Raw genomic sequence first — 24,065 nt, 5'->3', positions numbered from 1 at the left:
GGACACAGGTAGGTTACAAAGAACGCGATTACAAGCGTTACTTTTTAGCGCCTTAAACCCCTATCCGCCTATCGGCACCTTTCTCCTGAAAGGGAAAGGACTAAAAAAACAAATTACCGCACCCTGCAATATCCCCCATGCTATCCGGCCTGGCAGATGGCTTTGCCATTGAAAAAAAACTTTTACAAGTAGTCTAAAATACCATCATGCAATAATCAAATCAGCCTTATTTTATCATCACCTTTTCACCAGTTTTTGCAGCAGTTTTAGCCGCCTCTAAAATTTTAACCACAATTAAATTGTTCTCTAAAGAAGATAAGTCATTTTCAGGTACGATTTCTTTTCTCAATACCGCAGCCAGGTAGCCCAAACTACTGGCATAAGCCGGTGCAAGCGCTTTTGCTTTATACACTTTATAATCGGCCTTGCCATTCTCTTTTAAACGCAACTGCTGTTCATTAACCGCCTGTATATACCCTGTTTTCCCGAAAACTTCCATATCCTTAATACTGAACGGCCAGTTCCACGAAGCTTCAATTATGCCTGTCGCATCAGGATACTCCAGCAAAATCGTGGCATCATCATCCACTTTCGGGTAAACGTCCGGTTTAATCTGATGTGTAATGGCCGACACCGCTATTGGCGCCCTGCCATTCATCAGCCAGGTCATTAAATTAGCGCCATAACAGCCAAAATCGGTCAGTGCACCTGCCCCATTTTTAGCCGGGTCAGTTAGCCAGCTCAAAAACTCTTTACTCACGCCAATTTCCTTTGGTCCCTGGTGCCCGTCATGTACAATCATTTTCCGCACCTCACCGATTAAATTTTGTTCTTTTATATTCATGTAAGCTTCCTGATTACTCGGATACCAGGTGGTTTCATAATTCGTAAGCAAATGGATGTTATACTTTTTCGCAAGCTGAACCATTTTCTCTGCATCTTTAACCGTTGTTGCCAGGGGCTTTTCAACCATTACCGAAATCCCCAGTGGCGCAGCCGCCTCCACCACCGCCAAATGATCGCTGATGGCATTATAAGCCAGCACGGCATCAGGTTTACGTTTTTGCAATAAAGCAGGCAGGTCATTGTAAAATAAGCTATCTGCCAGTTGATAACGTTTCTTAAAACGCTGTATTAAATCCGGATTACTTTCTGCAATGCCGATGATGTTCACCTCTCCCTTCTGGTAGCTATTCATAATCAGGTAAATGTGATCATGGTTTAGTCCCGCCACGGCAACATTCAATTTTGCCTGCTGCGCCGTGGATTCAAAACAAATTGTAAATGTGGCAAATAGTGCAAATGCAAATTTCAAAATAGGCTTATGGCTCATCATTAAACGTTTTAGAAAGTTCGATTAAGGGACTCCAAGGTAAAAATTAATTTAAAAGAACCTTCAAGCAAATAAAAATATTACAAATTGACCTACACAAATCCGAAGAATCGGGACAAGTCGAAAAGCTATTCTTGCGATACCACCGGCTTCTTGCCTTTCTAGTGTGGCAATTGAAATCGGCGAAGCTCAAGGATTTAACCACAGAGAACACAAAGTAAAAACACAGAGGGCACAGAGCCCCCTCGGTGGCGGTGAGCCGAGGCAATCCTAAACCTGAGGTAAAGAATAGCGACCGCTTTAAGGTTCCCGCCTGCGCGGGAAAGACGACCGTATTAGAAAGTCCAAAGATCTCCGCTACGGTTGAGATGACGACTCAGCGTACCTCTCATAGTTTCAGAGGAATAATTCTACAGATGCCTGTCTATGCTCCCTACAATATGCTTCATGCTATCTGCACCTTGCTACCGGCCTAGGATATGATGAAAGGAGAAAACGTTAAAGCTTTTGCACCTCCTTTCAACCTACTACCGTCCCGAGGCAGCACGCCCTCCCCGATCCTTCATCGGGGGCTTGTGCTGACGACCAATAAGCTTTGACGAATTTATCCGGCATCAGATCCAAGCCTTTCAGTTATGCCTTGGTGTTTGTTGTTTTCAATGGCAGGCATGCTTTCGCTGCGCTCAGGTTTGTTACTACTGGATCAAGCCAACCTGCGAAGCAAGCTTGAAGGCCTATAAAAACATATACACAACTGAAAAAAGTAAGAGCCCTTCGGCGGCAGTGAGCCGAGGCAAGACAGTGTAGAGGGCAACATATAGCGACCGCTTTAAGATTAGCTTCGCTGAGCACTTCGTGGTTCCCGTATGCGCGAGATCCGATAGCTATCGGATGACAACCGTATTAGATAAACCTCATTATAACCACAAAGACACCAAGAACACCAAGCTAATACCTGGCAATCTTAGTGTCTTCGTGACTTAGTGGTTAACTAACCGAGCAGATTACTGCCAGCCGCCACCTAACGAACGGTACAAACCAACAACTGCATTTAACTGCTCTGTTTTAATGGTAGTTAATTCCAGTTCGCTCTGCAATAAATTGCCTTGCGCCGTAATTACCTCTAAATAATTAGCCATACCACTTTTAAACAACAAACTTGCATTTTTCGATGCCTGTTGTAAAGTTTGTGCCCTTTTCTCAGCAATGCTGTACTGTGTTTTTAACTTTTCTACTTTCGTTAACTCATCAGAAACTTCGCCAACAGCATTTAATACCGACTGACGGAATTGGATCACCGATTTCTCACGGTCGATCTTAGCCAGTTCCAAGGAAGTTTTTAACTGACCTCTTTGAAAAATCGGTTGCGTAATCCCCGCCCCAACCAAACCGAATAATGATGCCGGTACATTAAACCAGTTGCTTGCTTTAAAAGAGTTGATACCTCCGCTTGCGGTAATTACCAGCGATGGATATAAACTGGCTTTCGCTACACCAACCTTTGCATTGGCAATGGTAAGCGCCAGTTCAGCACTTTTAATATCAGGCCTGCGGCTTAACATCGATGAAGGAAAACCTGCGTTTAAATCCTGAGGGATATTCATTTTATCCAAACGGCTCTCGCGGTTAATGGTTTTTGGCAAAGTACCGATCAATACACTTAAAGCATTTTCCTGTAAGGTTACATTCTGCTCTAAACGCGGGATCAATTGTGCCGCATTTAACTGTTGCGCCTGCGCCTGCTGTATCGCTAATGAAGTCACCTGACCGGCATCGAACTGTAAGTTGATAATCCTTAATGTACTATCGTTCAGTTTTAAGTTCTTTTTCGCGATTTCCAATTGCGCATCAAGCATTAACAAATTGTAATAACCTTGTGCAACATTGGCCACCAAACGCGTTTGAACCGCTTTACGTGCCTCTTCTGTCTGCAAAAAACTGGCTAAAGCGCCAGCTTTTTGACTACGGATTTTACCCCAGATATCAGCTTCCCAAACCACACCCAGATTCGCATTATAATCTTCAATGTGTGTTGAGCCTGTAAACTGGTTAAGGCTTAAACCATTTAAACTGTTATCAGATGGGCGGCTAGAACTTGCCGCCACCTGCAATTTCAATTCAGGTAAATAACCTAATTTCGATTGTTTAAACAATACTTCTGCTGCATCGATATTTTTCAATGCAATCTGCATATCGTAATTTTTAACCAAAGCTGTATCAATTAAATTCTGAACAGTAAGGTCGTTAATAAAACTCTTCAATGGCATACTGCCTACACTTGAAGAATCTTTTGGCAAGGAATTTCTGAATAAGCCTGGCGCAATATTGGGCAAGGCTGTATCTTTCGAAACCGAACATCCGCTCCAGATTAAAGCAAGGAGCAGGATGGTAATTAGATTAAACCGTTTCATAAACTACATGATTATTATTTACAGGTTCTCCATTGTGGTGAACAACCTCATTTCTTGATTTTTTTGATATTTTTTCCTGTAAAGCCTGGAAGATGACGAAAAGTACCGGAATGATGAACAAACCTAAAACTACGCCCGATACCATACCACCTGCAGCACCGATACTGATGGAGTGGTTACCCTGTGCCGATGGACCAGTTGCAATACTCATCGGGAATAAACCAAACACAAAGGCCAGTGAGGTCATGATAATCGGTCTGATCCTCAATCGCGCTGCTTCTATAGCCGCATCAACCAAACTGAGTCCCGCCTTTCGTCGCTGCACGGCAAACTCCACAATCAAAATGGCGTTTTTAGCCAGCAAACCGATAAGCATAATCAGCGCTACCTGTACATAAATGTTATTTTCGATACCGGTTAAACCCAATACCACAAATACACCGAATACACCAGTAGGGATGGATAAGATTACCGCCAATGGTAAGATGTAACTCTCATACTGGGCTGATAACAAGAAGTAAACAAACACCAAACAAAGCAGGAATATCACTGTCGACTGTCCGCCTGAAGAAATTTCCTCACGTGTTTGTCCGGAGAATTCGTAAGCATAACCCGTAGGCAATTGCTCTCTGGCGGTTTCTTCTATTGCTTTAATCGCATCACCAGAACTAAAGCCTGGTTTAGGGATTGCATTTACCTCGATAGAGTTGAACAGGTTGTAACGCGAAGCCGTTTCAGAACCATACACACGGGTTAATTTAACCAGGGTACTGATCGGCACACTTTCTCCTGCCTTGTTTTTAACAAACACACGATCGATACTTGCAGGATCGGTTCTGTCGGCAACATCAGCCTGAACCACTACACGATAGTATTTACCAAAACGGTTAAAATCTGATGCCTGCGCAGTACCAAAATAAGTCTGCATGGTTTGCAGGATATCTTTTTTGCTTACACCCAATTGATCGGCTTTTTCATCATTAACATCTAATTGCAACTGTGGATAATCTGCTTTATAAGAAGTAAAAGCGTAAGCAATAGCTGGTTTGGTCATTAACTTTCCGATAAAGTTATTCGCTACACCACTAAATTTATCCAGTTTGCCATTTGTTTTATCCTGTAACATTACGTTCATGGCCTCCACATTACTAAAACCCGGAACGGTAGGGAAACTGAATACAAAGAAGGTACCGGCAGATATGGCCGCCATTTTGGCCCTTACGATATTTTGGATCTCATCGATATTTTTTACCGCCCCTCTTTCGTCATTTGGTTTTAACAATAAGAAAATCTGACCAGCTGACGGACTGTTAGATGCGGTTAAAAAGTTATAACCAGCCAACGACATCACAAATCTTGCTGATGGCATCGCCCTTAACTCTTCCTCTGCTTGTTTTAATATTTTATTGGTATTGGCCAATGATGTTCCTGATGGACTGGCAACCGCGATAGCCACAAAACCCTGATCTTCTGTCGGGATAAAGCCTGTTTTTGTTCTGCCTACAAGGAAAATGGTAACCAGAACGATTAAGGCAAGCCCGCCCATGCTGATCCATTTATTGCGGATAAGCACTTTCAAACCGCCAACATATCGGTTGGTCATATAATTGAAACCACCGTTAAAGCCTGCATAAAACTTTTCTACAAAACCTTTTTTAGGCGCATGATGACCACCTTCAGCATGTTTGTTCTTTAAAAATAAGGCCGCAAGAGCAGGACTTAAAGTTAAAGCGTTAACAGCCGATATAATGATGGCGATGGCCATAGTTAAGGCGAACTGTTTGTAGAATATACCTGTTGAGCCGGTCATAAAACCAACCGGTAAAAATACGGCCGCCATTACCAATGTAATCGATATAATGGCTCCGGTAATTTCGTTCATCGCCTCTGTAGTTGCCGCCCTCGGACTAAGCGAAGGGTTTTCTTCCATTTTGGCATGCACCGCCTCTACCACCACAATCGCATCATCTACCACAATACCTATGGCCAGTACCAGTGCAAAAAGGGTTAAAAGGTTAACAGAGAAGCCGAACAACTGCATGAAAAAGAAAGTACCGATAATCGCCACCGGAACTGCTATAGCCGGGATTAAAGTAGACCTGAAATCCTGAAGGAAGATAAATACAACGATAAATACGAGTAAAAAGGCTTCTATCAAAGTGTGCTGTACCTGGTTAATGGACTCATCAAGATCAGTTTTGGTACGGTAAAACTGATTGTATTTAATGCCGGCCGGAAAATCTTTTGATAGTTTGGCCAACAGTTTATCAATGGCAATCTGGATTTCGTTTGCATTAGAGCCTGATAACTGGATTACACCAATGGTAATTCCATCGTGTCCGTTTAAACGGTTTACACTACCATAACTGTAAGCACCCAATTCTACACGGGCCACATCTTTTAAACGTAATATAGAACCATCAGAATTAGAGCGGATCGCTATATTTTGATATTCTTCTGGTTTGGTCAGTTTACCTTTATATTTAACTATATATTCAAACGCCTCACTACTTCTTTCTCCAAATCTACCAGGGGCCGCTTCAAGGTTTTTATCCTGAATGGCAGTGATCACTTCATTTGGTGTAATTTTATAAGTAGCCAATTGACTTGGGTTTAACCAAATACGCATTGAATAATCTTTAATACCACCAAATACACTGGCAGAACCTACCCCCGGGATACGTTTAAGTTCGGGAATGATATTGATCTGTGCATAGTTATTTACAAAAACGGCATCGTATTTTTTAGGATCCTCAGAGTAAACACCGATAGCGCCAATAAAGCTGTTTTGCTGTTTGGTAGTGGTTATACCATATTGTACCACCTCTGCAGGTAACTGGCTTGTGGCCTGCGAAACCCGGTTTTGCACATTAACAGCTGCCTGATCGGGGTTGGTACCCTGTTGAAAGTAAACTGTAATGGCCAAAGTACCGTCGTTACTGGCGCTGGAGGTCATGTATGTCATGTTCTCTACACCATTAATTGCTTCCTCCAATGATGGAGTAACCGAACGTAAAATCGTTTCGGCATTGGCCCCAGGATACACCGCTGTTACCAATACCGACGGAGGTGCGATATTTGGAAAGCGCTCTAAGGGCAACTTTGTTAAGCCTAGTATACCAACTATTACCAATAAGATGGAAATAACAGTCGAAAGTACAGGCCTGTCTATAAATTTCTGAAACATGACTTTTTAGATTTTTTTAGGTCTTATTAATTTTTTGTTTTTGCAACAGCTACTTTATCTGCTGCTTTTTGAGGCTGGATCACCATGCCCTCCTGTAATTTATCAACCCCACTTAACACAATCTGATCGCCAACTTTTACCCCGTCTTTAACCAGGTAATTTTCGCCGGCTTTACCAACAATGGTAATGGATTGTTTTTTCACTTTGCTGCTGTCGCCTACGGTAAATACAAATACTTTATCCTGCATTTCTACCGTTGATGACTGCGGTACCAGAATGGCATTATCGTGCTGTAAACCTAAACGGATCTTACCCGTATTACCCGAGCGAAGAACGCCACTTGCATTAGGGAAACTTGCCCTAAGCGTAATGGCACCAGTGTTTTTATCAAACTGACCATCGATCATATCGATCTTGCCTTTAATCGGGTAAGCAGAATTATCAGCCAATAAAAGTTCTACTGCTGGTAAATGTTTAATCCTGTCGGCAGGGCTTTTACCTGGATAGTTTGCATTAAAATTGTTGAAGTCGTTTTCTGCAAGGGAGAAATAAACATGTACTTCGTGGATATCTGATAACTGTGTTAAAGCAATCTGATCAGTCGGAGAAACTAAACTTCCCTGTTTTTTAGGGATACGCCCGATGTAACCGCTCACCGTAGCCTTAACATTAGTGTAACCTAAGTTAATCTGCGCCGAAGCCACGCTGGCTCTAGCTTGTTCGGCATTTGCCTGGGCAATTTTATAAGCCGTTTTAGCAGTTTTTAACTGAAAATCAGAAACTACTTTGTTTTGCACAAGTGGTGTTAATTTATCAACTTCCAGTTGAGCGTTTAAAATGGCCGCTTCTGCAGCATGTAAACTTGCTTTGGCATTGTTTAAAGCCTCGCGGTAAGGGTTTTCATTAATTTTAAATAAGGTTTGTCCGGCGGTTACATAAGCGCCTTCGTTAACCAAAACGCTCTGTAAGTAACCACTTACCTGTGGACGAACATCGATATCAACCGCACCCTGAATAGAGGCCGGATATTCGATATAGGTGGTTTCTGTACTCGCGTTAATGGCGCTTACAGGCAATGCCGGTGGTGGTGGTGCAGCTACAGCCTGATCAGGCGACGACTTACAACTCACCAGAATTATAGATAGAAGAGAAATTGTTAACAATAACTTAATACTATTAAACTGTTTAACAGTGTTAAGTAAGGGGTACAAGCGGTGTAGAGATTTCATATGATTAAATTTAATTGGAATTAGTGTGTATAATAATTTAACAGTGTTAAATTACTTTGTAAAAAAAATTAACTATTGATAGATAATGTAATGCCCTTGATGGCATCTTTTAAAATTTGTTGGTTTAGCTCGTCGGTTGTTCTTCCGTTGGGACGAACCAGATTAATGGAAATTAAACCATGGATGATAGACCAATAAGTGTAATACTTCATGCAGATATCATCATCAGATACTGGTTTTTTCTCGAATAACGATTCGATCACGTCGCCTAACATACTACCTACGTTTTCGGCTTCGGGCATTGAATTTTTAACGGTACAGCAAACCATATCCACACCGTACATCAATTGATAAAATTCTTTATGGGTAAAGGCGAAGTTCCAGTAGGCAATCCACATGGCTTCCATTTTATCTTCCGGAGATTCGTGTCTATCCCTGGCCTCACGGATATCTTTTGCCAACATTAAATATCCCCTTCTGGTGAGTTCCAGTAAGATGCCATCTTTGTTGGAAAAGTATTCGTAAATAATTGGTGCGGTATATTCAATCTGGTCGGCAATTTTACGCATACTCAATGCCTGCCAGCCCTCTGTTTGAACAATATTCAAGGCAGCATCCAGAATTTTTGTTCTGGTTTCATCTTTTAAACGTAGAATTCTTTCTTTACTTCCCATGACTTGGAATATACAGTGTAAATAATCTAACACCGTTAAGCAAATGTAGAACCAATTCCAGAATTGACAATCATTCATTTGTCATAAACATTTTATTGATTAGTTTTATAGCTGATAATCAACCGTTAAAGCATTTAAAAGGCTTTTTCAAATAAATTAATTTTCTCAAGAACTTATAAAAATGATTTTTCGCGAAGCAAAAACGACTGACATAACCGCAATACAAATTGTCAGGCATACGGTAAAAGAGAACATTTTGTCCGATCCGGCGCTGGTTACTGACAAAGATTGCGAAGAATTTTTAACGCAACATGGCAAAGGATGGGTTTGCAAAGTAGGTGGAGAAGTAGTTGGTTTCTCCATCGTAGATTTAAAGGCGCATAATATCTGGGCCCTATTCCTTCGTCCAGAATTTGAAGGTAAAGGCATCGGCAAAGAACTGCACCGGTTAATGATGGATTGGTATTTCGATCAAACACATGAACCCGTTTGGCTGGGTACATCGCCCAATACCCGTGCAGCAGAATTTTATACCCGGCAAGGCTGGAAAAAAGTGGGCGTGGTAAATAAAGGGGAAGTGAAATTTGAGATGAGTTATGAGGATTGGATGAATAAGTAAATCCATTCGAAATATCGTCATTGCGAGGAGGCTTTTTCAGCCGATAGCCTGTCCCGACCTCGGGAAAGCAATCTTAATGCGATCCTATAACCTTATAGTAAGATTACTAAGAACGGCCGTCTTTCCCGGGCAGGCGGGAAACCACGAAGTGCTCAGCGAAGCTAATCTTAATGAAACCTGCAAACCCCTAACATGGCATTAGGATTCCCAATCAAGTTGGGAATGACGACAAAGCGTAGAAGATACTACCACCAAGTCACAAAGAACACAAAGTTTAGTGCCTTCTGATATAGCGCAAAAAACTGAACCATATAAGGCATATAAGTTACATATAAGCTCAATGCCTTATATGTTCTTACATTTCTTATATGGTGAAAAACTATAATAAATGGAAGACCCTGAAACAAGTTCAGGGTGACGGCCTGAGAGAATGATCGTCGCGAGAAGGCTTTTTCAGCCGACGAAGCGATCCTAATGCGCTCTCTAGGAGCCATAGTTGTAATATTGCTAAGAACGGTCGTCTTTCCCGCGCAGGCGGGAATCTTAATGAAACCTGCAAACCCCTAACATGGCATTAGGATTCCCAATCAAGTTGGGGATGACGACAAAGCGTAGAAGATACTACCACCAAGTCACAAAGAACACAAAGTATCGTGCCTTAGCGATAGTCGCCAAAAGATTGAACCATATAAGGCATATAAGTTACATATAAGCTCAATGCCTTAAATGTTCTTCCATTTCTTATATGGTGAAAAACTATAATAAATGGAAGACCCTGAAACAAGTTCAGGGTGACGGCCTGAGAGAATGATCGTCATTGCGAGAAGGCTTTTTCAGCCGACGAAGCAATCTTAATGCGCTCGCTAGTAGCGATAGTTGTAAGATTGCTTCGTTCCTCGCAATGACTATGCAGCGAGAAAAAATTAACCACCAAGTCACAAAGAACACAAAGCAATTTCTTAGTTCCTTCGTGCCTTAGTGGTAAAACAACCTAACTATTCCAGATAAAAGGTGCCTGTTTTACAAAGGTCTTCTCCCCTAACTGCTCAATTATAAACTGAGCTAAATTAGAAGCATTAATCTCTTCTCCATCACAATTAACCAAACTTGTGCTCACAGGCGTTTGCTCTCTAGTTTGCATAATTAACGGTAAACGGATTAAAGTCCAATCGAGATCACTTTCGGTTAACAGATCATATTCTTTCTGTCTATCGGCTGTAGAAACCGGATAGTTATCGTACATCCATTGGGTTGCAAATTGGTTCTTCGCATCCTTTTTATCAGCAGGCGTATTTACATTGATCCCGGTAATTACAATATACCGCTTCAGGTGAATGGCTTCCATTGCTTTTAAAATATTACCTGTCGATTGCGTAAAGATTGTTTTTTCGCTTGCAGGTTGTCCCATGCCCAATGCACTGACTACGATATCACAGCCCCCAATAAGCGCGTGTACTGTTTCGGCATCTTTTACGTCGCCGATTACGATTTCTAATGAAGCATGATGGACCTGAAGTTTTTCTGGATTCCTGATGAGGACTTTCACGCTGATGTTTTGCGCCAATAGCGCTTTTAAAATATAAGTACCAGCTTTACCTGTAGCACCGATTAAAGCAATTTTTAAATCTTGCATGATGTTCTTTGTAAAATTTTAGAAAATAATAGTTTATCCCCTGTGATCAGAACGATAAGGGAATGTCAGAATTGAATTCTGTTTGAGTGATATTTTATAAAGAGATTTTAATGGCACTAATTTAGGAAAAAAATCATTTCGAACAAAGTGCAACAGAATGCTAGAACGATCTTGCATAAAAGACCCTAAAACAAGTTCAGGGTGACGAACCGAGAGATCCTTCGACTCCGCTCAGGATGACAATTAACAACAAATATCGTCATCTCGACCGGAACGCAGTGGAGTGGAGAGATCTACCTAGAGACAGATTTAGCTTCGCTGAGCCTTCGGGTTATCGACTGCGTTGCACCCGATAGCTTTTGGGTCCGCTCGAAATGACGATAACTCGAGGGCAATTCACCAGCATTAAAAATAAACCATATAAGGCATATAAGTTACATATAAGCTCAATGCCTTAAATGTTCTTACATTTCTTATATGGTGAGACAGGCTAATTAAAATATTAACCACCAAGACACTAAGAACACAAAGCGGATGATCTTAGTGTCTTCGTGCCTTAGTGGTAAATACTAACCTTTAAACTTCATCATAAAATTACTCACGCTTTCCTCCAAATTTCCATCAGCAATGGCTTTAACGAAAGCCGTACCGATAATTGCCCCATTTGCGTAAGAACAGGCCTTATCAAAAGTCTGTTTATCGCTGATCCCGAAACCGATCATGGTTGGGTTCTTCAGATTCAGGTTTTTAATCCTGCTGAAATAGGCTTCGGTAGTATTGCCGACCTCAAGGTTTTTACCCGTTGTGGCCGACGATGATAACAAATAGATAAATCCATTGGTTAAACCGTCAATTTTATAGATACGTTCCTCAGCAGTTTGAGGGGTGATTAAAAACACATTGCTCAGGTCATGTTTTTCAAAACAATCTTTATAAAATTCCTCATATTCTACCATCGGCAGATCGGGAACAATACAGCCATCTACTCCTGCTTCGGCACAGGCTTCGCAGAATTTTTCTACACCAAACTGCAAAACAGGGTTTACATAACCCATTAACAAAACAGGAATGGTAACGGTCTTACGCAAGTCTTTCAACTGTTCGAAAAGCAGCTTAAGTGTCATGCCCTGATCGAGCGATTGTTTGCTGCTCGCCTGAATTACCGGTCCATCGGCAACAGGATCTGAGTAAGGGAATCCGATTTCGAGCATATCAGCACCTGATTTTTCCAGTGCCTCGGCAATTTTAATGGTATCGCCAGTATTTGGATAACCAGCGGTATAGTATATTGATAATATATTTTTCTTCTCCTGGAAGAGTTGTTTAATTCGGTTCATGTTTTTGAGATGTGAGATTGGAGATGTGAGATTTGAGATTGATGACCTGGCAGGGAAGTCTACTGTCTCTTATCTCACGTCTCAAATCTATCTTAAAGATTAAAATATTTAATATAAGTATCCAGATCCTTGTCGCCACGGCCTGAAAGGCAAACCACTACGTTTTCGCCACCTTTAAATTCCATTTTTTCTAAGTAAGCCAAGGCATGTGCACTTTCAATCGCCGGAATAATCCCTTCCAACTGTGTACAAAGCAAACCTGCATCTAAACTTTCTTCATCAGTGATGGAAACATACTGGCCACGACCGGTTTTAAACAAATGTGCATGTTGTGGCCCAATACCTGGATAATCTAATCCGGCAGAAACAGAATGCGGTTCAACAACCTGTCCATCTGGTGTTTGCATTAAAATGCTTCTGCTCCCGTGCAAAACACCTTCTTTACCTAAATAAGTGGTTGCCGCAGAAAACCCGCTCGATACACCTTTTCCTGCCGCTTCAACAGCAATCAGTTTAACATTTTCATCGTCCATAAAGTGGTAGAACATACCCATGGCATTACTTCCACCACCTACACAGGCCAAAACATAATCAGGCTGATCGCTTCCTGTCTGCTCTAATAACTGCTTTTTGGTTTCCTCAGAGATAATCGATTGGAAAATCGCCACCATATCAGGATAAGGGTGTGGCCCAACTACTGAACCAATAATATAATGTGTATCTACCGGATTATTGATCCAGTCGCGCATTGCCTCATTGGTGGCATCTTTTAGGGTTTTGCTTCCAGAACTTGCCGGAACAACCTTTGCGCCCAACATTTTCATGCGGGCCACATTTGGTGCCTGGCGTTCGATATCTACCTCACCCATGTAAATTACACACTCGAGATTACGTAGCGCGCATACCGTTGCAGTAGCTACACCATGCTGACCGGCACCGGTTTCGGCAATGATTCTTTTTTTACCCAGTTTTTCGGCCAATAAAATCTGTCCGATGGTATTGTTGATCTTATGGGCACCGGTATGATTTAAATCTTCTCTTTTTAAGAAAATATTGGCACCATATTTTTCTGAATATCTTTTGGCAAGATATAAAGGCGAAGGGCGGCCCACATAATCTTTTAACAACTGATGAAATTCCTTTTGAAAATCGGCATCATCAATAATCTTTAAATAGTTTTGACGCAATTCTTCTACGTTTGGATAAAGCATTTCGGGGATGTACGCGCCACCAAAATCTCCATAATATCCTTTTTCGTTTACTTTGTATTTCATGGTTTTTCTTTTTTCCCTTGGTTGAAACCAAGGGTTATGAATAACAATCTATTTATTCATTTCTTTAATAAATTCTTTAATCTTCTCTGCATCCTTTAAACCTGGCTCTATTTCAAATCTGCTATTGATATCCAGGGCATATAAACGCTCATCATTTATTTCTTTTATGGCCGGTGCATGTTCTAAATCAATGCCGCCACTTAAAAAGTAGGGTTTGGTGTAAGCATATCGGTCTAAAACAGACCAATCGAATGTTCTTCCCGATCCGCCATGTGTTTTGGTTTTGGTATCGAAAAGGAAATAATCCACCACATTTAAATAAGCTTCGAGACCTGAAAAATCAAAATCTTCATCTATTCCGAAAGCTTTAATCACTTCTAAGGCCGGAAAGCTTGATTTTAATGCTTCGCAGTATTCAGTCGGTTCGCTGCCATGTAACTGAACAGCCTTTAGCTTCAATGTGTTTACTTTATTTTTTACTTTTTCCAGGTCTTCATTTACAAAAACACCTACGGTTTTAATCTCTGAGGGAATGTATTTGATCAATTCAGCAGAAACCTCACTAATTAGTCTGGGCGATTTCTCATAAAAGATAAAACCCAGGTAATCTGGCTGAAGCTCGGCTACCGCAGCAATATTCGCTGCCAAACGCATGCCGCAAACTTTTAACTTTAACATGCCAATAAGTTTTTGAAACTGTTTAATGCTTTTTTGCTGGTTAAAGACTCTTCAGCTTCATAAAAGCAATCGGCAAAAGATTGTTCGGGTTTTATTGTCTTGATGGCCAGCGCCGAGTTGCACAATACCACATTGTTCTGTACATCTGTGGCTTCGCCATTTAATACATCCATAAATATTTTGGCAGATGATTCTACGGTGTCGCCACCTTTAATCGCATTGGTATCAACCTTATCAAAACCCATATCCTGAAGGGTTAAAATCTGTTCGCCTTTATTCGAGAAGGTTTTCACATCGCAGGTTAAAGAAACTTCATCATAACCTTCCAGTGCATGTACAATGGTATATTGCTTATCTGTATCCTGATATAAATAAGCATATAACCGGGCCAGTTCCAAACTAAAAACGCCTACCATTTGGTATTTCGGCTGCCCCGGGTTAACCATTGGGCCCAACATATTGAAAAATGTTTTTACACCCAGTTCTTTACGGATCGGTGCTACTATTTTCATCGCAGGATTAAACAAGGGTGCGTGTAAAAAACAGATCCCCGCGGCTTCTAAATTACGCCTTAAAGTATCCTCATTATTGGTAAAAGTATAACCTAAATATTCCATTACATTAGAAGAACCGCAGCCTGATGAAACGCCGTAGTTACCATGTTTGGCCACATGATGACCAGCACCTGCCACCACAAATGAGGATAAGGTAGAAATATTGAAAGTATCTTTACCATCGCCACCGGTACCACAAAGATCGATCAGTTCGTAACCTGATAAGTTTACTTTAACGCACATATCAAGCATCGCATCGCGAAAACCCTGTAACTCCTGCACGGTAATATTACGCATGGCATAAGCGGTAATAAAAGCGGCAATCTGCGAAGAATTGAATGCGCCTTCCGAAATGGAGATTAAAATGTTCTTTGCCTCTTCCCTGCTAAAACTCTTGTTCTCGAATAAATGGTTTAATATTTTTTTCATGTTTATTGCTCAATCTTATTTAACCACAGATGAACACGGATACACACAGATTTTATCCGTGTTCATCTTTTTTATCTGTGGTTAGTTTCTCATTTATCTAATATTTTACGCCATGGTTTGTGTCTCCAAAAACCATTTAAATATTCCGTTTCGTGGAGACACGAACCGGGGCGTTAGTTTTGTATTTAATCTGCTCGTCATGGTTTGTGTCGCCACAAACCATTTAATTTTTCTAGATCTTATTTTTATCTCCGTGGTCTGTGTCTCCACAGGCCACCTAATGTTTTATAAATTTTATAGATGCTAATCCCGATTAATCGGGACAGCATGACCCGCCACTTTTAAACCACCCCGTCCTTCGGACACTCCTCCACGGGAGGGGAAGGCATAAAAAAAGGATTGCTTTTTGGGCAATCCTCTTCGTTGTGTTTAAAATATTTTAAAATATATAACAATAGAATTTGCCTAACGAATTTCGTTATGCCACCACCAATTGTTATTTAAGTTTTTAATTATCATGTTTGTATAAAGCAAATATTGACATAGTTTTTTAATATTCCAAAATCTTTCTAAAAATATATGGCCTTTTTTAAAAGAAAAGTACAGTTTAATGATGATTTCGGTTTCGGGTCCAACCCCGTAACCAAAAACCAGCGCATGCTCAACCCCGATGGTTCGGCAAATATCGAACGTACAGGCCTACCCTGGTTTAAGTTCGATGATACCTATACCCGCCTGGTTACCATGAGCTGGCCTCGTTTTTTCTTTGTCATCCTCCTTGCGTACCTCGTTGTTAATACCATATTCGCAGTTTTATATAATGTAGTGGGTATCGAAAATTTAAATGGTGCCAAAGGTATAACGCTTCGTGATCAGTTTTTTGATGCATTTTTCTTTTCTGCTCAAACCATTTCTACCGTGGGTTACGGCCACATTTCGCCACAGGGTTTTGTTACCAGTGTGCTTGCTGCTTTCGAGAGTATGTTGGGTCTACTGGCTTTTGCACTGGCAACAGGTTTATTGTATGGCCGTTTTAGCAGGCCCACCTCAAAAGTAAGCTTCAGCAAAAAAATGGTGATTGCCCCTTACGAGAAAGGCCACGGATTGATGTGCCGTTTGGTTAACCTCCGCCGCAACCAGTTGATAGAGGTTGAGGTGCAGATGGTGATGTCGTACAACGAAACCATTGATGGTAAACATGTACGTAGGTTTTATCCTTTGCCATTAGAGCGCAGTAAAATCGGTATCCTATCTTTAAACTGGACTTTGGTACACCCTATTACAGAAGAAAGCCCGTTTTTCGAAAAATCGTTAACCGAACTGCAACATGCCGAAGTAGAGGTTTTTGTGATCTTAAAAGCTTTTGATGATACTTTCTCGCAGACCATCCACACCAGAACCAGCTATCAGGATGAGGAAATTGAAATGGATGCTAAGTTTGATAAAATGTATTACCATAACGACGAAGGCAAAATGGTGATGGATTATAGTAAACTGGATAAGGTTACACCAACGGCATAAGGCTTTTTGTCTAGAAAGTGTTTTTAGCCTTAAGAAAGCTTACTTTTTTTGCAAAGCAATGATAGTGCTAATCGGTTGCGGTAGTCCCGTTATTCGCTTCAATCTTTTTGTGGCGCTGTCATCCTGAGGTACGAAGGATCTGTTCCATAGCTGCAGATAACAAGGTATTTAAGTTTGCTGTAAACAAAAAGGATGTTCGCTACTACCGGGTTTAGGGCAGTCTGGTCTGTGCTAAATATGACCACCCCGCCTTTCAGGCACCCCTCCAGAGGAGGGGAATTACCCCTCATCGTCTCTATGCGATTTGCATTCGCCTCTTTCAGAGGGGGTGTCCGCAGGATGGGCGTTTCAGCGGCCTATTAAATCCACAATATCCTCATATAAATCCCGGTAAACTCAGAATTAAAGGTCTTCGACTCCAGTACCATTGACAGCCCAAATAGAAAGATCGTCATTGCGAGGCACGAAGCAATCTTAAAGCACTCGCTACTAGCGATAGTTGTAAGATTGCTTCGTCGGCTGAAAAAGCCTTCTCGCAATGACGATAATCTGAGGAGATTTAACCACTACCCGCCTATACCCACACGCTAAACCTCAAATCCTAACCGCCACCCGCTATCCTATTTACCTTACGCCTTAAACCCTCAGCCTTCTACCCCTTTATCAAGGGATTCTTTTCTTTCGCAAACAGATCAAAAACCTTTTTATCTACAAAAGCCGGGAAGAGTTTATTCATCCAAACGGCCAATTTCCCTTGTCCGGTCATAATTAAGGTACGTTTACGTTTTTCGATACCATCGGCGATAATGCTGGCTACTTCTTCGGATGTCATCATTTGGCCTTCATCCATACTGGTTTCGCCATGTGCAGCACCATCTTTTGATAAAGCGGTTACCCTGATGTTGGAAGCGGTAAAACCAGGACAAGCCAATAAAACATTTACTCCGGTTTTTAATAATTCGGTGCGTAAAGATTCCATAAAACCGTTCATTGCAAATTTAGAAGCCGAATAACCTGTTCTGCCCGGCAAACCGCGGAAACCAGCAATCGATGAAACGCCAACAATGGTTCCTTTAGTTTTTAAAATCTCTGGCAAAGCATATTTGGTACAATAAACCGTTCCCCAAAAGTTCACATCCATCAGATTTTTAAGCACCGATAAATCCAGATCGTTAAACAGGGCACGCATGGATAATCCGGCATTATTTACCAGAATATCAATCTTTTGAAACGAAACCAAAGCTTGTTTAATAATCAGTTCGCAATCTGCTTCTTTACTTACATCGGCCTGAACCGCTACTGCTCTGATGTTATATTTTTTCTCCAGATCGGCAGTAATTTCGCAAAGGGTTACATATTGACGGGCTGCTAAAACCAAATTGGCTCCACGTTTAGCAAATTCTTCGGCACAAGCTTTCCCGATTCCGCTCGATGCACCAGTGATGATGATTACTTTATTTTTTAGGTTCATTTGTAGTAATAGGTATTGAGTAGCAAGTATCAGGACTGGATACAGCTTTTATTTTTTATATTAATGTAATCCGGCTAAAAATGCTTTACCATTTATTTCATCATTGCAGTTTCGTAAGGCACACGGGTTACAATAGATCTCCCCAATGTAATTTCATCGGTATATTCCAGCTCGCCGCCAAAAGCAATACCCCGCGCAATGGTCGTTACCGGAACATTAAACTCCTTTAATCTTTTGTACAGGTAAAACAATGTGGTATCGCCCTCCATATTCGGACTCAATGCTAAAATTACCTCTTTAATCCCTCCTGCTGCCATTCTGGCTACTAATCCATCAATAAACAGATCAGAAGGGCCAACGCCGTCCATCGGGGAAATTAAGCCTCCCAAAACATGGTAAACCCCAAAATATTGGCCGGTATTTTCGATCGCCATGACGTCGCGGGTATCTTCTACTACACAAATGGTTTCTTTATCGCGTTTTGGCGAAGTACAGATCTCACATACCACATAATCGGAAATGTTATGGCAAGTGCTGCAATGCTTAATATGCTGCTTAAGTTTTATAAAAGTATTGCCAAACTGGTTTACCTCCTCCTGCTCTTTATTTAAAAGATGTAGTACCAAACGTAAAGCTGTTTTTTGCCCTACACCAGGAAGTTTCGAGAATTCGTTTACCGCATCTTCGAGCAGCTTGGATGAAAAATTCATATTGCAAAAATAGGTAAAATGCTTCATTGGTTCAATAGTTCATTAGCCATTCGTTCACTTGTTGATAGTTTAGTGGTTAATAGTTGATGGTTAACAGTCCATAGGCATAGTAACTGCAAATTGCCAATTGAAAACTGAATATGGTTCATTATCATTGGTTCATTGGTAAAGTAAACTTGGATATTGACAGGTCGATTTTTTTTCATCCCCCTGCCCCCTTTAAAAGCGAGACTTGATTTCCCTTCTGACTTCTGACCTCTGACTTCGGACTCCCGACTTCGGACTTCGGACTCAAGAATATTGCTTGATTTGATACTTTTCTTTACATTTATCAGCTTAACACAAAACTATGTCTCCAACCATTCTCTTATGTTTTCTGATCGGTTATTTTTTACTGCTGATTATTATTTCATTCGTAACCTCAAAAAAATCATCTGATAATTCTACTTTCTTTATCGCCAATCGAAATTCTAAATGGTATTTAGTAGCCTTTGGGATGATAGGGACCGCACTTTCGGGCGTTACTTTTATATCGGTACCCGGAGAAGTTGGTGCACCCAGCGGAAACCAGTTTCAATATTTCCAGTTCGTTCTGGGCAATGCCGTTGGTTTTATCATTATCGCCACAGTTCTGCTTCCACTTTATTACCGGATGAATTTAACATCCATTTATAGCTACATCGAAAAGAGGCTGGGGCATTATAGTTACAAAACGGCAGCATCGATATTTTTATTGAGCCGCACGTTGGGATCGGCAACAAGATTATACCTCGTAGTGATTGTTTTACAGCGTTTTATATTCGATAATTATGGCGTTCCGTTCTGGTTAACGGTTTTAATTTCGTTGGCACTGATCTGGTCGTACACCTTTAAAGGCGGCTTAAAAACCATTATCATTACCGATACATTGCAAACTTTTTTCCTGGTACTTTCGGTTTTTCTGACTATTTATTTTATTTGCAACAGTCTCGATTTCAATATTCCACAGGCATTTGAAACCATCAAAACCAGCAGTTACTCGAAAATATTCTTTCTAAACGATTTCCTAACCAATAAATTCTACTTCAGCAAACAGTTTATCGGCGGTATTTTCGTCACCATCGCCATGACGGGTTTAGATCAGGATCTGATGCAGAAAAACCTGAGCATGGGTACCATTAAAGAGGCACAAAAAAACATGTTTACTTTTACAGGGGTATTCGTAATCCTGAATGTTTTCTTTTTGAGCGTGGGCGCCTTGTTATACATTTTCGCCGCAAAAAACGGCATCGATATTCCATTAGATCACATCACCGGAAAACCAAGAACAGATTTATTGTTCCCTGAAATTGCTTTAAACAACCTTGGCGCTGTGCCTGCAATTATATTCATGTTGGGCCTAACGGCAGCAACCTTTGCCACTACCGATTCGGCACTTACAGCTTTAACCACATCCTTTTGTGTCGACTTTTTAGGCATGGCTAAGGCAGAAAACGTAAATGCCAAAGACGCTGTAAAAAAGCGCCATACCGTGCACGTGGCATTTTCTATTCTGATGTTTTTGGTGATCATCGTGATCAATGCACTGAACAGCTCATCGGTAGTCAGTTTAATTTTTACCATTGCCTCTTACACCTACGGACCGCTTTTAGGACTATATAGTTTTGGATTATTTGTAAAAAAACGTGGTCTTCACGATAAATTAGTTCCGATAGTTTGTTTATTATCACCTTTTTTATGTTACTTGCTTTCTACGTATTCTACCACTTTATTGGGCGGTTACGTTTTTAGTGTTGAACTGATTTTGGTTAATGGTTTAATCACATTTATAGGCTTGTTGTTCATCAGTAAAAAGACTGATGCGCAAACCAGATTTTAATATTAGAATAACAGTATATGACGAGTGAAGAAAAAATTAGAAGCGCTTTCGAAAACAAAGACTGGCAAGAAATTAAAGTAACAGACTCTTGGCAAATTTTTAAGATCATGGCCGAATTTGTAGACGGTTTTGAAAAACTGGCTAAAATTGGCCCATGTGTTACCATTTATGGTTCGGCACGTACCGCTCAAACGCATAGATATTACCAATTGGCAGAGCAATGCGGTAAATTATTAACCGATCGTGGTTATGGTGTAATCACTGGCGGTGGACCTGGTATTATGGAGGCCGGTAATAAAGGTGCCCACACCAATGGGGGGAAATCGGTAGGTTTAAACATCGAGTTGCCTTTTGAGCAGTTCCACAATAAATATATCGATCATAATAAATTGCTGGAGTTTGATTATTTCTTTGTGCGCAAAGTAATGTTCATGAAATATAGCCAGGGTTTTGTGGTTTTACCTGGTGGTTTTGGCACCATGGATGAACTTTTTGAAGCGTTAACCTTAATCCAGACCGGAAAAATTGCACGTTTCCCAATCGTATTGGTGGGCGTTGATTATTGGGGTGGATTAATTGATTGGATTAAAGGAACGATGTTGCAGAAGGAACACAATATCCATGAAGAAGATTTAAACCTTTTCAGGTTGGTAGATACCGCTGAAGAAGCTGCAGAGCACATTTTCCGTTTCTACGATAAATATGTGCTTAAACCGAATTTCTAGGTTGGTTAAATGGTTCATTGGTCAGTTGCATATGGTTAACTGATTAAATCGGTTAACTGAAAACTGAAAATTGTAAACTGGTTATTGGTTAACTGCTAACTGAAAACTGCCAACTGAAAAAGTGCTTACAAACAATAAGCACTTTTTTTATGTCTTCATTTATTGTAACAACTGGAGAAAACTGCTATCTAAAATAAAACGTATCTAAAATGTCGAAATTTATCAGCTGGAAAAACAATTGGTTAAGTGGAAACTTTCAACTCTTTGCAGATGGTGTACAGAAAGGAGCAATCACTTTTGGAACATGGAAAAGTAATGCAGAAAGTATGTTTGAAGATAAAAACTATTTCTTCTCGAATGAGGGCTTTTGGCAATCGAGCACCAAGGTAATCGATAGAAAAACAAATGAAGTAGTTGCCATGATTACTTACGATAACTGGAAATCGAAAGCCGTAATCAGCTTAAAATCGGGAGAACAATATGAATGGAAATCGACAAATTTATGGCGTTCGCAATGGACGGTGAGCAATTATAAAGATGAACACATTATGTATAGCGCTAGCAGCAACAGTGGCGCATTATCGTCTGATACCGACAACGGATTATTGATTATAGCAGGCTTATTTATTAAGCAGATCTATAACAAACAGGCAATTGTGCTTATTGCATGCTTCATGCCCATCATCACAATGACTGCACTTCGCCATAATTAGTAAAAAATTAAATCCTTTTGTGAGATGGAACAGGTATTAAATTGGAGAAAAGGTTTATTTGATAGCAATTATCAGGTATTTAACAACGGACTGTTAAAATTTTCGATGAATTTTAGTTCGTGGAAAAATTCGGCAATAGCCACTACACAGGCAGGCATTTACCTGTTAAAAAGTGAAGGATTTTCTAAACCAGAAACTAAATTACTGAACAATCAGAATGAGGTTTTAGCTATAATTACTTACGACTGGCTTCGTTTTAAAGCAAAAATTATATTTGCCTCTGGCGATAGTTTTGACTGGAGCTTTCAAAACAGCTGGTTAAGTAGGTGGTCGTTAAACGACCATTATGCTAAACAGATCTTGTTCAGTGCTTCAAGCGGAAATGGCATGTTACATAGCAATGTAGACGACGATAAACTGATTTTATGCGGACTTTTTATCCGGGAATACTATTCGAGACTTCTTGTTGGTTTTATTATTTTCATGTTCATTCTTTTTAGCTTCAAAAGTATTTTTTAGGCTAATCCCGTCATTTCAAACTTTTCATAGCAAAGTATTTCTTTTGAAGCGCATCTGATCTTAGCGTCTCGCTACGAAACTAGAAAATATTAACTTAAATTACATCACTATTTTATGTTGTAGCGAGACGCTACGACTAGAGCAGATAGATTTAGCTTCGCTGAGCCTTCGGGTTCTCGACTGCGTTGCACCCCGATAGCCATCGGGTCCGCTCGAAATGACGATTGGATTATCCCAAAATCTCTTTTATTTTTTCGGTGGGCCTGGCGATGACTGCTTGATCTCCCGAGATGATAATAGGTCTTTCAATCAAAATTGGATGCGCAACCATTGCATCAATCCATTCTTTATCAGTCAAGGTTTTTCCTTTATAATTTTCAGTAAAAACCTTTTCACCTTTCCGGATCAATTCCAATGGTTTAATACCCAGTTTTTGAACAATTCCTTCTAGTTCACTTTTATTTGGTGGGGTTTCCAAATAATAAACCACCTTGAAAGCCTTTCCGCTTTTTTCAAGTTCAGCTAAAGCACAACGGCTTTTAGTGCAGCGGTTATTATGGTAAATCGTAATCATTTAGAAATGTTTAAAGTCCGCTTACGCCACCGCTAACCACCAGTTTCATGGCATCGGCGGCAGTCATATGCAAATCAGTTACCTTATCTCTTCTTACAATACAAAGCTGACCTGCAAAAGAATAAGAAAGTGGAAAATATACAGCTACTTCTTCGGGCAGGTTGAGTTTATGCAAGTCGTTCTGCGTTAAAAATCCAATCTTTTTTAGGCCACCCTCCACTTCTACCAGCACCGGGTGGTTAAATTTCTTCTCATCACCTACAAAAGCTTCTGTTAAATCTTTTATAGAAGAATAGATAAAATTAAGTAAGGGTAGCCGCTGCATAATCCGCTGAAACCAATTGTACATGGGCTCGGTCACCAAATTGGTTACAAAGATACCAGCCAGTAAAATGAGGGCTAAAACCGTTAACAAACCTAAACCGGGGATGTTCCGGCTTTCGCCAGTACTTGGATTTACGCCTAAAATATTGTTTACATTCAACCAGCTATCTACAGTTGTAACCGCCCAAACCACAATAAAAATACTTACGGCAATGGGCACAACAATTAATAAACCTTTAATTAAATAGTTTAAAATAGCTTTCCCAACTTTATTCATGGTGCAAAAATAGCA

20 protein-coding genes are annotated in these 24,065 nt (G+C 40.5%); 6 read left to right on the top strand and 14 right to left on the bottom strand.

Translation table 11 applies throughout. The features are described from left to right. Positions 1–226: 226 nt before the first annotated feature. The 5 genes from ACTJKN_RS06780 to ACTJKN_RS06760 form a co-directional block, all read right to left on the bottom strand. Positions 227–1,336 (bottom strand): Gfo/Idh/MocA family protein, encoded by a 1,110-nt coding sequence (locus ACTJKN_RS06780; RefSeq protein WP_440823583.1) that lies wholly within the window; start codon positions 1,334–1,336, stop codon positions 227–229. 1,001 nt (positions 1,337–2,337) lie between these two features. Continuing rightward, the gene (locus ACTJKN_RS06775; RefSeq protein WP_440823582.1) at positions 2,338–3,744 is read right to left on the bottom strand and encodes a TolC family protein; all 1,407 of its coding nucleotides are present in this window, start codon (positions 3,742–3,744) and stop codon (positions 2,338–2,340) included. After that, positions 3,731–6,931: an efflux RND transporter permease subunit gene (locus ACTJKN_RS06770; protein WP_440823581.1), complete on the bottom strand. Its 3,201-nt coding sequence runs from the start codon at positions 6,929–6,931 to the stop codon at positions 3,731–3,733. The genes ACTJKN_RS06775 and ACTJKN_RS06770 overlap by 14 nt, the downstream gene beginning before the upstream one ends. A gap of 26 nt (positions 6,932–6,957) precedes the next feature. After that, positions 6,958–8,160 carry an efflux RND transporter periplasmic adaptor subunit gene (locus tag ACTJKN_RS06765; RefSeq protein ID WP_440823580.1) on the bottom strand — a complete coding sequence of 401 codons (1,203 nt, stop codon included), beginning with the start codon at positions 8,158–8,160 and terminating at the stop codon, positions 6,958–6,960. 68 nt (positions 8,161–8,228) lie between these two features. Beyond that, positions 8,229–8,834, bottom strand: a complete 606-nt coding sequence (locus tag ACTJKN_RS06760) for a TetR/AcrR family transcriptional regulator (RefSeq protein WP_440823579.1) — start codon at positions 8,832–8,834, stop codon at positions 8,229–8,231. A 181-nt stretch (positions 8,835–9,015) separates the two neighbouring features. Between ACTJKN_RS06760 and ACTJKN_RS06755 the strand changes: the two genes are divergently transcribed. Next, positions 9,016–9,453, top strand: coding sequence for an N-acetyltransferase family protein (locus ACTJKN_RS06755; protein WP_440823578.1), 438 nt, complete (start codon positions 9,016–9,018; stop codon positions 9,451–9,453). 991 nt (positions 9,454–10,444) lie between these two features. Here ACTJKN_RS06755 and ACTJKN_RS06750 read toward each other — a convergent pair. The 5 genes from ACTJKN_RS06750 to trpD all read right to left on the bottom strand — a co-directional run bounded on the left by ACTJKN_RS06750 (position 10,445) and on the right by trpD (position 15,358). Beyond that, a complete protein-coding gene (locus ACTJKN_RS06750; protein WP_440823577.1) occupies positions 10,445–11,086 on the bottom strand; it encodes an NAD(P)-dependent oxidoreductase in 642 nt (213 codons plus the stop codon). 569 nt (positions 11,087–11,655) lie between these two features. After that, positions 11,656–12,423 carry a tryptophan synthase subunit alpha gene (gene trpA, locus ACTJKN_RS06745; RefSeq protein ID WP_440823576.1) on the bottom strand — a complete coding sequence of 256 codons (768 nt, stop codon included), beginning with the start codon at positions 12,421–12,423 and terminating at the stop codon, positions 11,656–11,658. A 92-nt stretch (positions 12,424–12,515) separates the two neighbouring features. Then, complete coding sequence (trpB, locus tag ACTJKN_RS06740; protein WP_440823575.1) at positions 12,516–13,697, bottom strand: tryptophan synthase subunit beta; 1,182 nt, start codon at positions 13,695–13,697, stop codon at positions 12,516–12,518. Between the two features lie 48 nt (positions 13,698–13,745). Further along, complete coding sequence (locus tag ACTJKN_RS06735) at positions 13,746–14,375, bottom strand: phosphoribosylanthranilate isomerase (protein WP_440823574.1); 630 nt, start codon at positions 14,373–14,375, stop codon at positions 13,746–13,748. After that, the gene (gene trpD, locus ACTJKN_RS06730; RefSeq protein WP_440823573.1) at positions 14,369–15,358 is read right to left on the bottom strand and encodes an anthranilate phosphoribosyltransferase; all 990 of its coding nucleotides are present in this window, start codon (positions 15,356–15,358) and stop codon (positions 14,369–14,371) included. Before trpD ends, ACTJKN_RS06735 begins: the two co-directional genes overlap by 7 nt. 579 nt (positions 15,359–15,937) lie before the next feature. Here trpD and ACTJKN_RS06725 point away from each other — a divergent pair. Beyond that, positions 15,938–16,879 (top strand): ion channel, encoded by a 942-nt coding sequence (locus ACTJKN_RS06725; protein WP_440823572.1) that lies wholly within the window; start codon positions 15,938–15,940, stop codon positions 16,877–16,879. 652 nt (positions 16,880–17,531) lie between these two features. Here the strand turns inward: ACTJKN_RS06725 and ACTJKN_RS06720 are convergent. After that, the gene (locus ACTJKN_RS06720; protein WP_440823571.1) at positions 17,532–18,350 is read right to left on the bottom strand and encodes an SDR family oxidoreductase; all 819 of its coding nucleotides are present in this window, start codon (positions 18,348–18,350) and stop codon (positions 17,532–17,534) included. 92 nt (positions 18,351–18,442) lie between these two features. Further along, positions 18,443–19,060, bottom strand: coding sequence for a recombination mediator RecR (gene recR / locus ACTJKN_RS06715; RefSeq protein WP_029278016.1), 618 nt, complete (start codon positions 19,058–19,060; stop codon positions 18,443–18,445). Between the two features lie 349 nt (positions 19,061–19,409). Between recR and ACTJKN_RS06710 the strand changes: the two genes are divergently transcribed. The 4 genes from ACTJKN_RS06710 (at position 19,410) to ACTJKN_RS06695 (ending at position 22,875) form a co-directional block, all read left to right on the top strand. Then, positions 19,410–20,918, top strand: a complete 1,509-nt coding sequence (locus tag ACTJKN_RS06710) for a sodium:solute symporter (protein ID WP_440823570.1) — start codon at positions 19,410–19,412, stop codon at positions 20,916–20,918. A gap of 17 nt (positions 20,919–20,935) precedes the next feature. Then, positions 20,936–21,643 carry a TIGR00730 family Rossman fold protein gene (locus ACTJKN_RS06705; RefSeq protein WP_029278019.1) on the top strand — a complete coding sequence of 236 codons (708 nt, stop codon included), beginning with the start codon at positions 20,936–20,938 and terminating at the stop codon, positions 21,641–21,643. A gap of 209 nt (positions 21,644–21,852) precedes the next feature. Next, positions 21,853–22,356, top strand: a complete 504-nt coding sequence (locus ACTJKN_RS06700; protein ID WP_440823569.1) for a hypothetical protein — start codon at positions 21,853–21,855, stop codon at positions 22,354–22,356. Positions 22,357–22,380: 24 nt separating this feature from the next. Next, complete coding sequence (locus tag ACTJKN_RS06695; protein ID WP_440823568.1) at positions 22,381–22,875, top strand: hypothetical protein; 495 nt, start codon at positions 22,381–22,383, stop codon at positions 22,873–22,875. A 229-nt stretch (positions 22,876–23,104) separates the two neighbouring features. On the opposite strand, the gene arsC is transcribed toward ACTJKN_RS06695, so the two are convergent. Then, a complete protein-coding gene (gene arsC, locus ACTJKN_RS06690; RefSeq protein ID WP_440823567.1) occupies positions 23,105–23,449 on the bottom strand; it encodes an arsenate reductase (glutaredoxin) in 345 nt (114 codons plus the stop codon). Between the two features lie 10 nt (positions 23,450–23,459). Further along, the gene (locus ACTJKN_RS06685; RefSeq protein ID WP_057935154.1) at positions 23,460–24,050 is read right to left on the bottom strand and encodes a DUF502 domain-containing protein; all 591 of its coding nucleotides are present in this window, start codon (positions 24,048–24,050) and stop codon (positions 23,460–23,462) included. Between the last annotated feature and the right edge of the window lie 15 nt (positions 24,051–24,065).

The organism is Pedobacter sp. 22163 (genome assembly GCF_052045595.1).
Lineage (GTDB): Bacteria > Bacteroidota > Bacteroidia > Sphingobacteriales > Sphingobacteriaceae > Pedobacter.
Note: the sequence above shows the minus strand (reverse complement) of the source record. Positions and strands in the feature narration are given on the sequence as shown.

What these genes read in the sequence shown, in the direction of transcription:
- ACTJKN_RS06780 (WP_440823583.1), bottom strand. Translation starts at nt 1,336, where the DNA reads ATGATGAGCCATAAGCCTATTTTGAAATTTGCATTTGCACTATTTGCC.
- ACTJKN_RS06775 (WP_440823582.1), bottom strand. Translation starts at nt 3,744, where the DNA reads ATGAAACGGTTTAATCTAATTACCATCCTGCTCCTTGCTTTAATCTGG.
- ACTJKN_RS06770 (WP_440823581.1), bottom strand. Translation starts at nt 6,931, where the DNA reads ATGTTTCAGAAATTTATAGACAGGCCTGTACTTTCGACTGTTATTTCC.
- ACTJKN_RS06765 (WP_440823580.1), bottom strand. Translation starts at nt 8,160, where the DNA reads ATGAAATCTCTACACCGCTTGTACCCCTTACTTAACACTGTTAAACAG.
- ACTJKN_RS06760 (WP_440823579.1), bottom strand. Translation starts at nt 8,834, where the DNA reads ATGGGAAGTAAAGAAAGAATTCTACGTTTAAAAGATGAAACCAGAACA.
- ACTJKN_RS06755 (WP_440823578.1), top strand. Translation starts at nt 9,016, where the DNA reads ATGATTTTTCGCGAAGCAAAAACGACTGACATAACCGCAATACAAATT.
- ACTJKN_RS06750 (WP_440823577.1), bottom strand. Translation starts at nt 11,086, where the DNA reads ATGCAAGATTTAAAAATTGCTTTAATCGGTGCTACAGGTAAAGCTGGT.
- trpA (WP_440823576.1), bottom strand. Translation starts at nt 12,423, where the DNA reads ATGAACCGAATTAAACAACTCTTCCAGGAGAAGAAAAATATATTATCA.
- trpB (WP_440823575.1), bottom strand. Translation starts at nt 13,697, where the DNA reads ATGAAATACAAAGTAAACGAAAAAGGATATTATGGAGATTTTGGTGGC.
- ACTJKN_RS06735 (WP_440823574.1), bottom strand. Translation starts at nt 14,375, where the DNA reads ATGTTAAAGTTAAAAGTTTGCGGCATGCGTTTGGCAGCGAATATTGCT.
- trpD (WP_440823573.1), bottom strand. Translation starts at nt 15,358, where the DNA reads ATGAAAAAAATATTAAACCATTTATTCGAGAACAAGAGTTTTAGCAGG.
- ACTJKN_RS06725 (WP_440823572.1), top strand. Translation starts at nt 15,938, where the DNA reads ATGGCCTTTTTTAAAAGAAAAGTACAGTTTAATGATGATTTCGGTTTC.
- ACTJKN_RS06720 (WP_440823571.1), bottom strand. Translation starts at nt 18,350, where the DNA reads ATGAACCTAAAAAATAAAGTAATCATCATCACTGGTGCATCGAGCGGA.
- recR (WP_029278016.1), bottom strand. Translation starts at nt 19,060, where the DNA reads ATGAATTTTTCATCCAAGCTGCTCGAAGATGCGGTAAACGAATTCTCG.
- ACTJKN_RS06710 (WP_440823570.1), top strand. Translation starts at nt 19,410, where the DNA reads ATGTCTCCAACCATTCTCTTATGTTTTCTGATCGGTTATTTTTTACTG.
- ACTJKN_RS06705 (WP_029278019.1), top strand. Translation starts at nt 20,936, where the DNA reads ATGACGAGTGAAGAAAAAATTAGAAGCGCTTTCGAAAACAAAGACTGG.
- ACTJKN_RS06700 (WP_440823569.1), top strand. Translation starts at nt 21,853, where the DNA reads ATGTCGAAATTTATCAGCTGGAAAAACAATTGGTTAAGTGGAAACTTT.
- ACTJKN_RS06695 (WP_440823568.1), top strand. Translation starts at nt 22,381, where the DNA reads ATGGAACAGGTATTAAATTGGAGAAAAGGTTTATTTGATAGCAATTAT.
- arsC (WP_440823567.1), bottom strand. Translation starts at nt 23,449, where the DNA reads ATGATTACGATTTACCATAATAACCGCTGCACTAAAAGCCGTTGTGCT.
- ACTJKN_RS06685 (WP_057935154.1), bottom strand. Translation starts at nt 24,050, where the DNA reads ATGAATAAAGTTGGGAAAGCTATTTTAAACTATTTAATTAAAGGTTTA.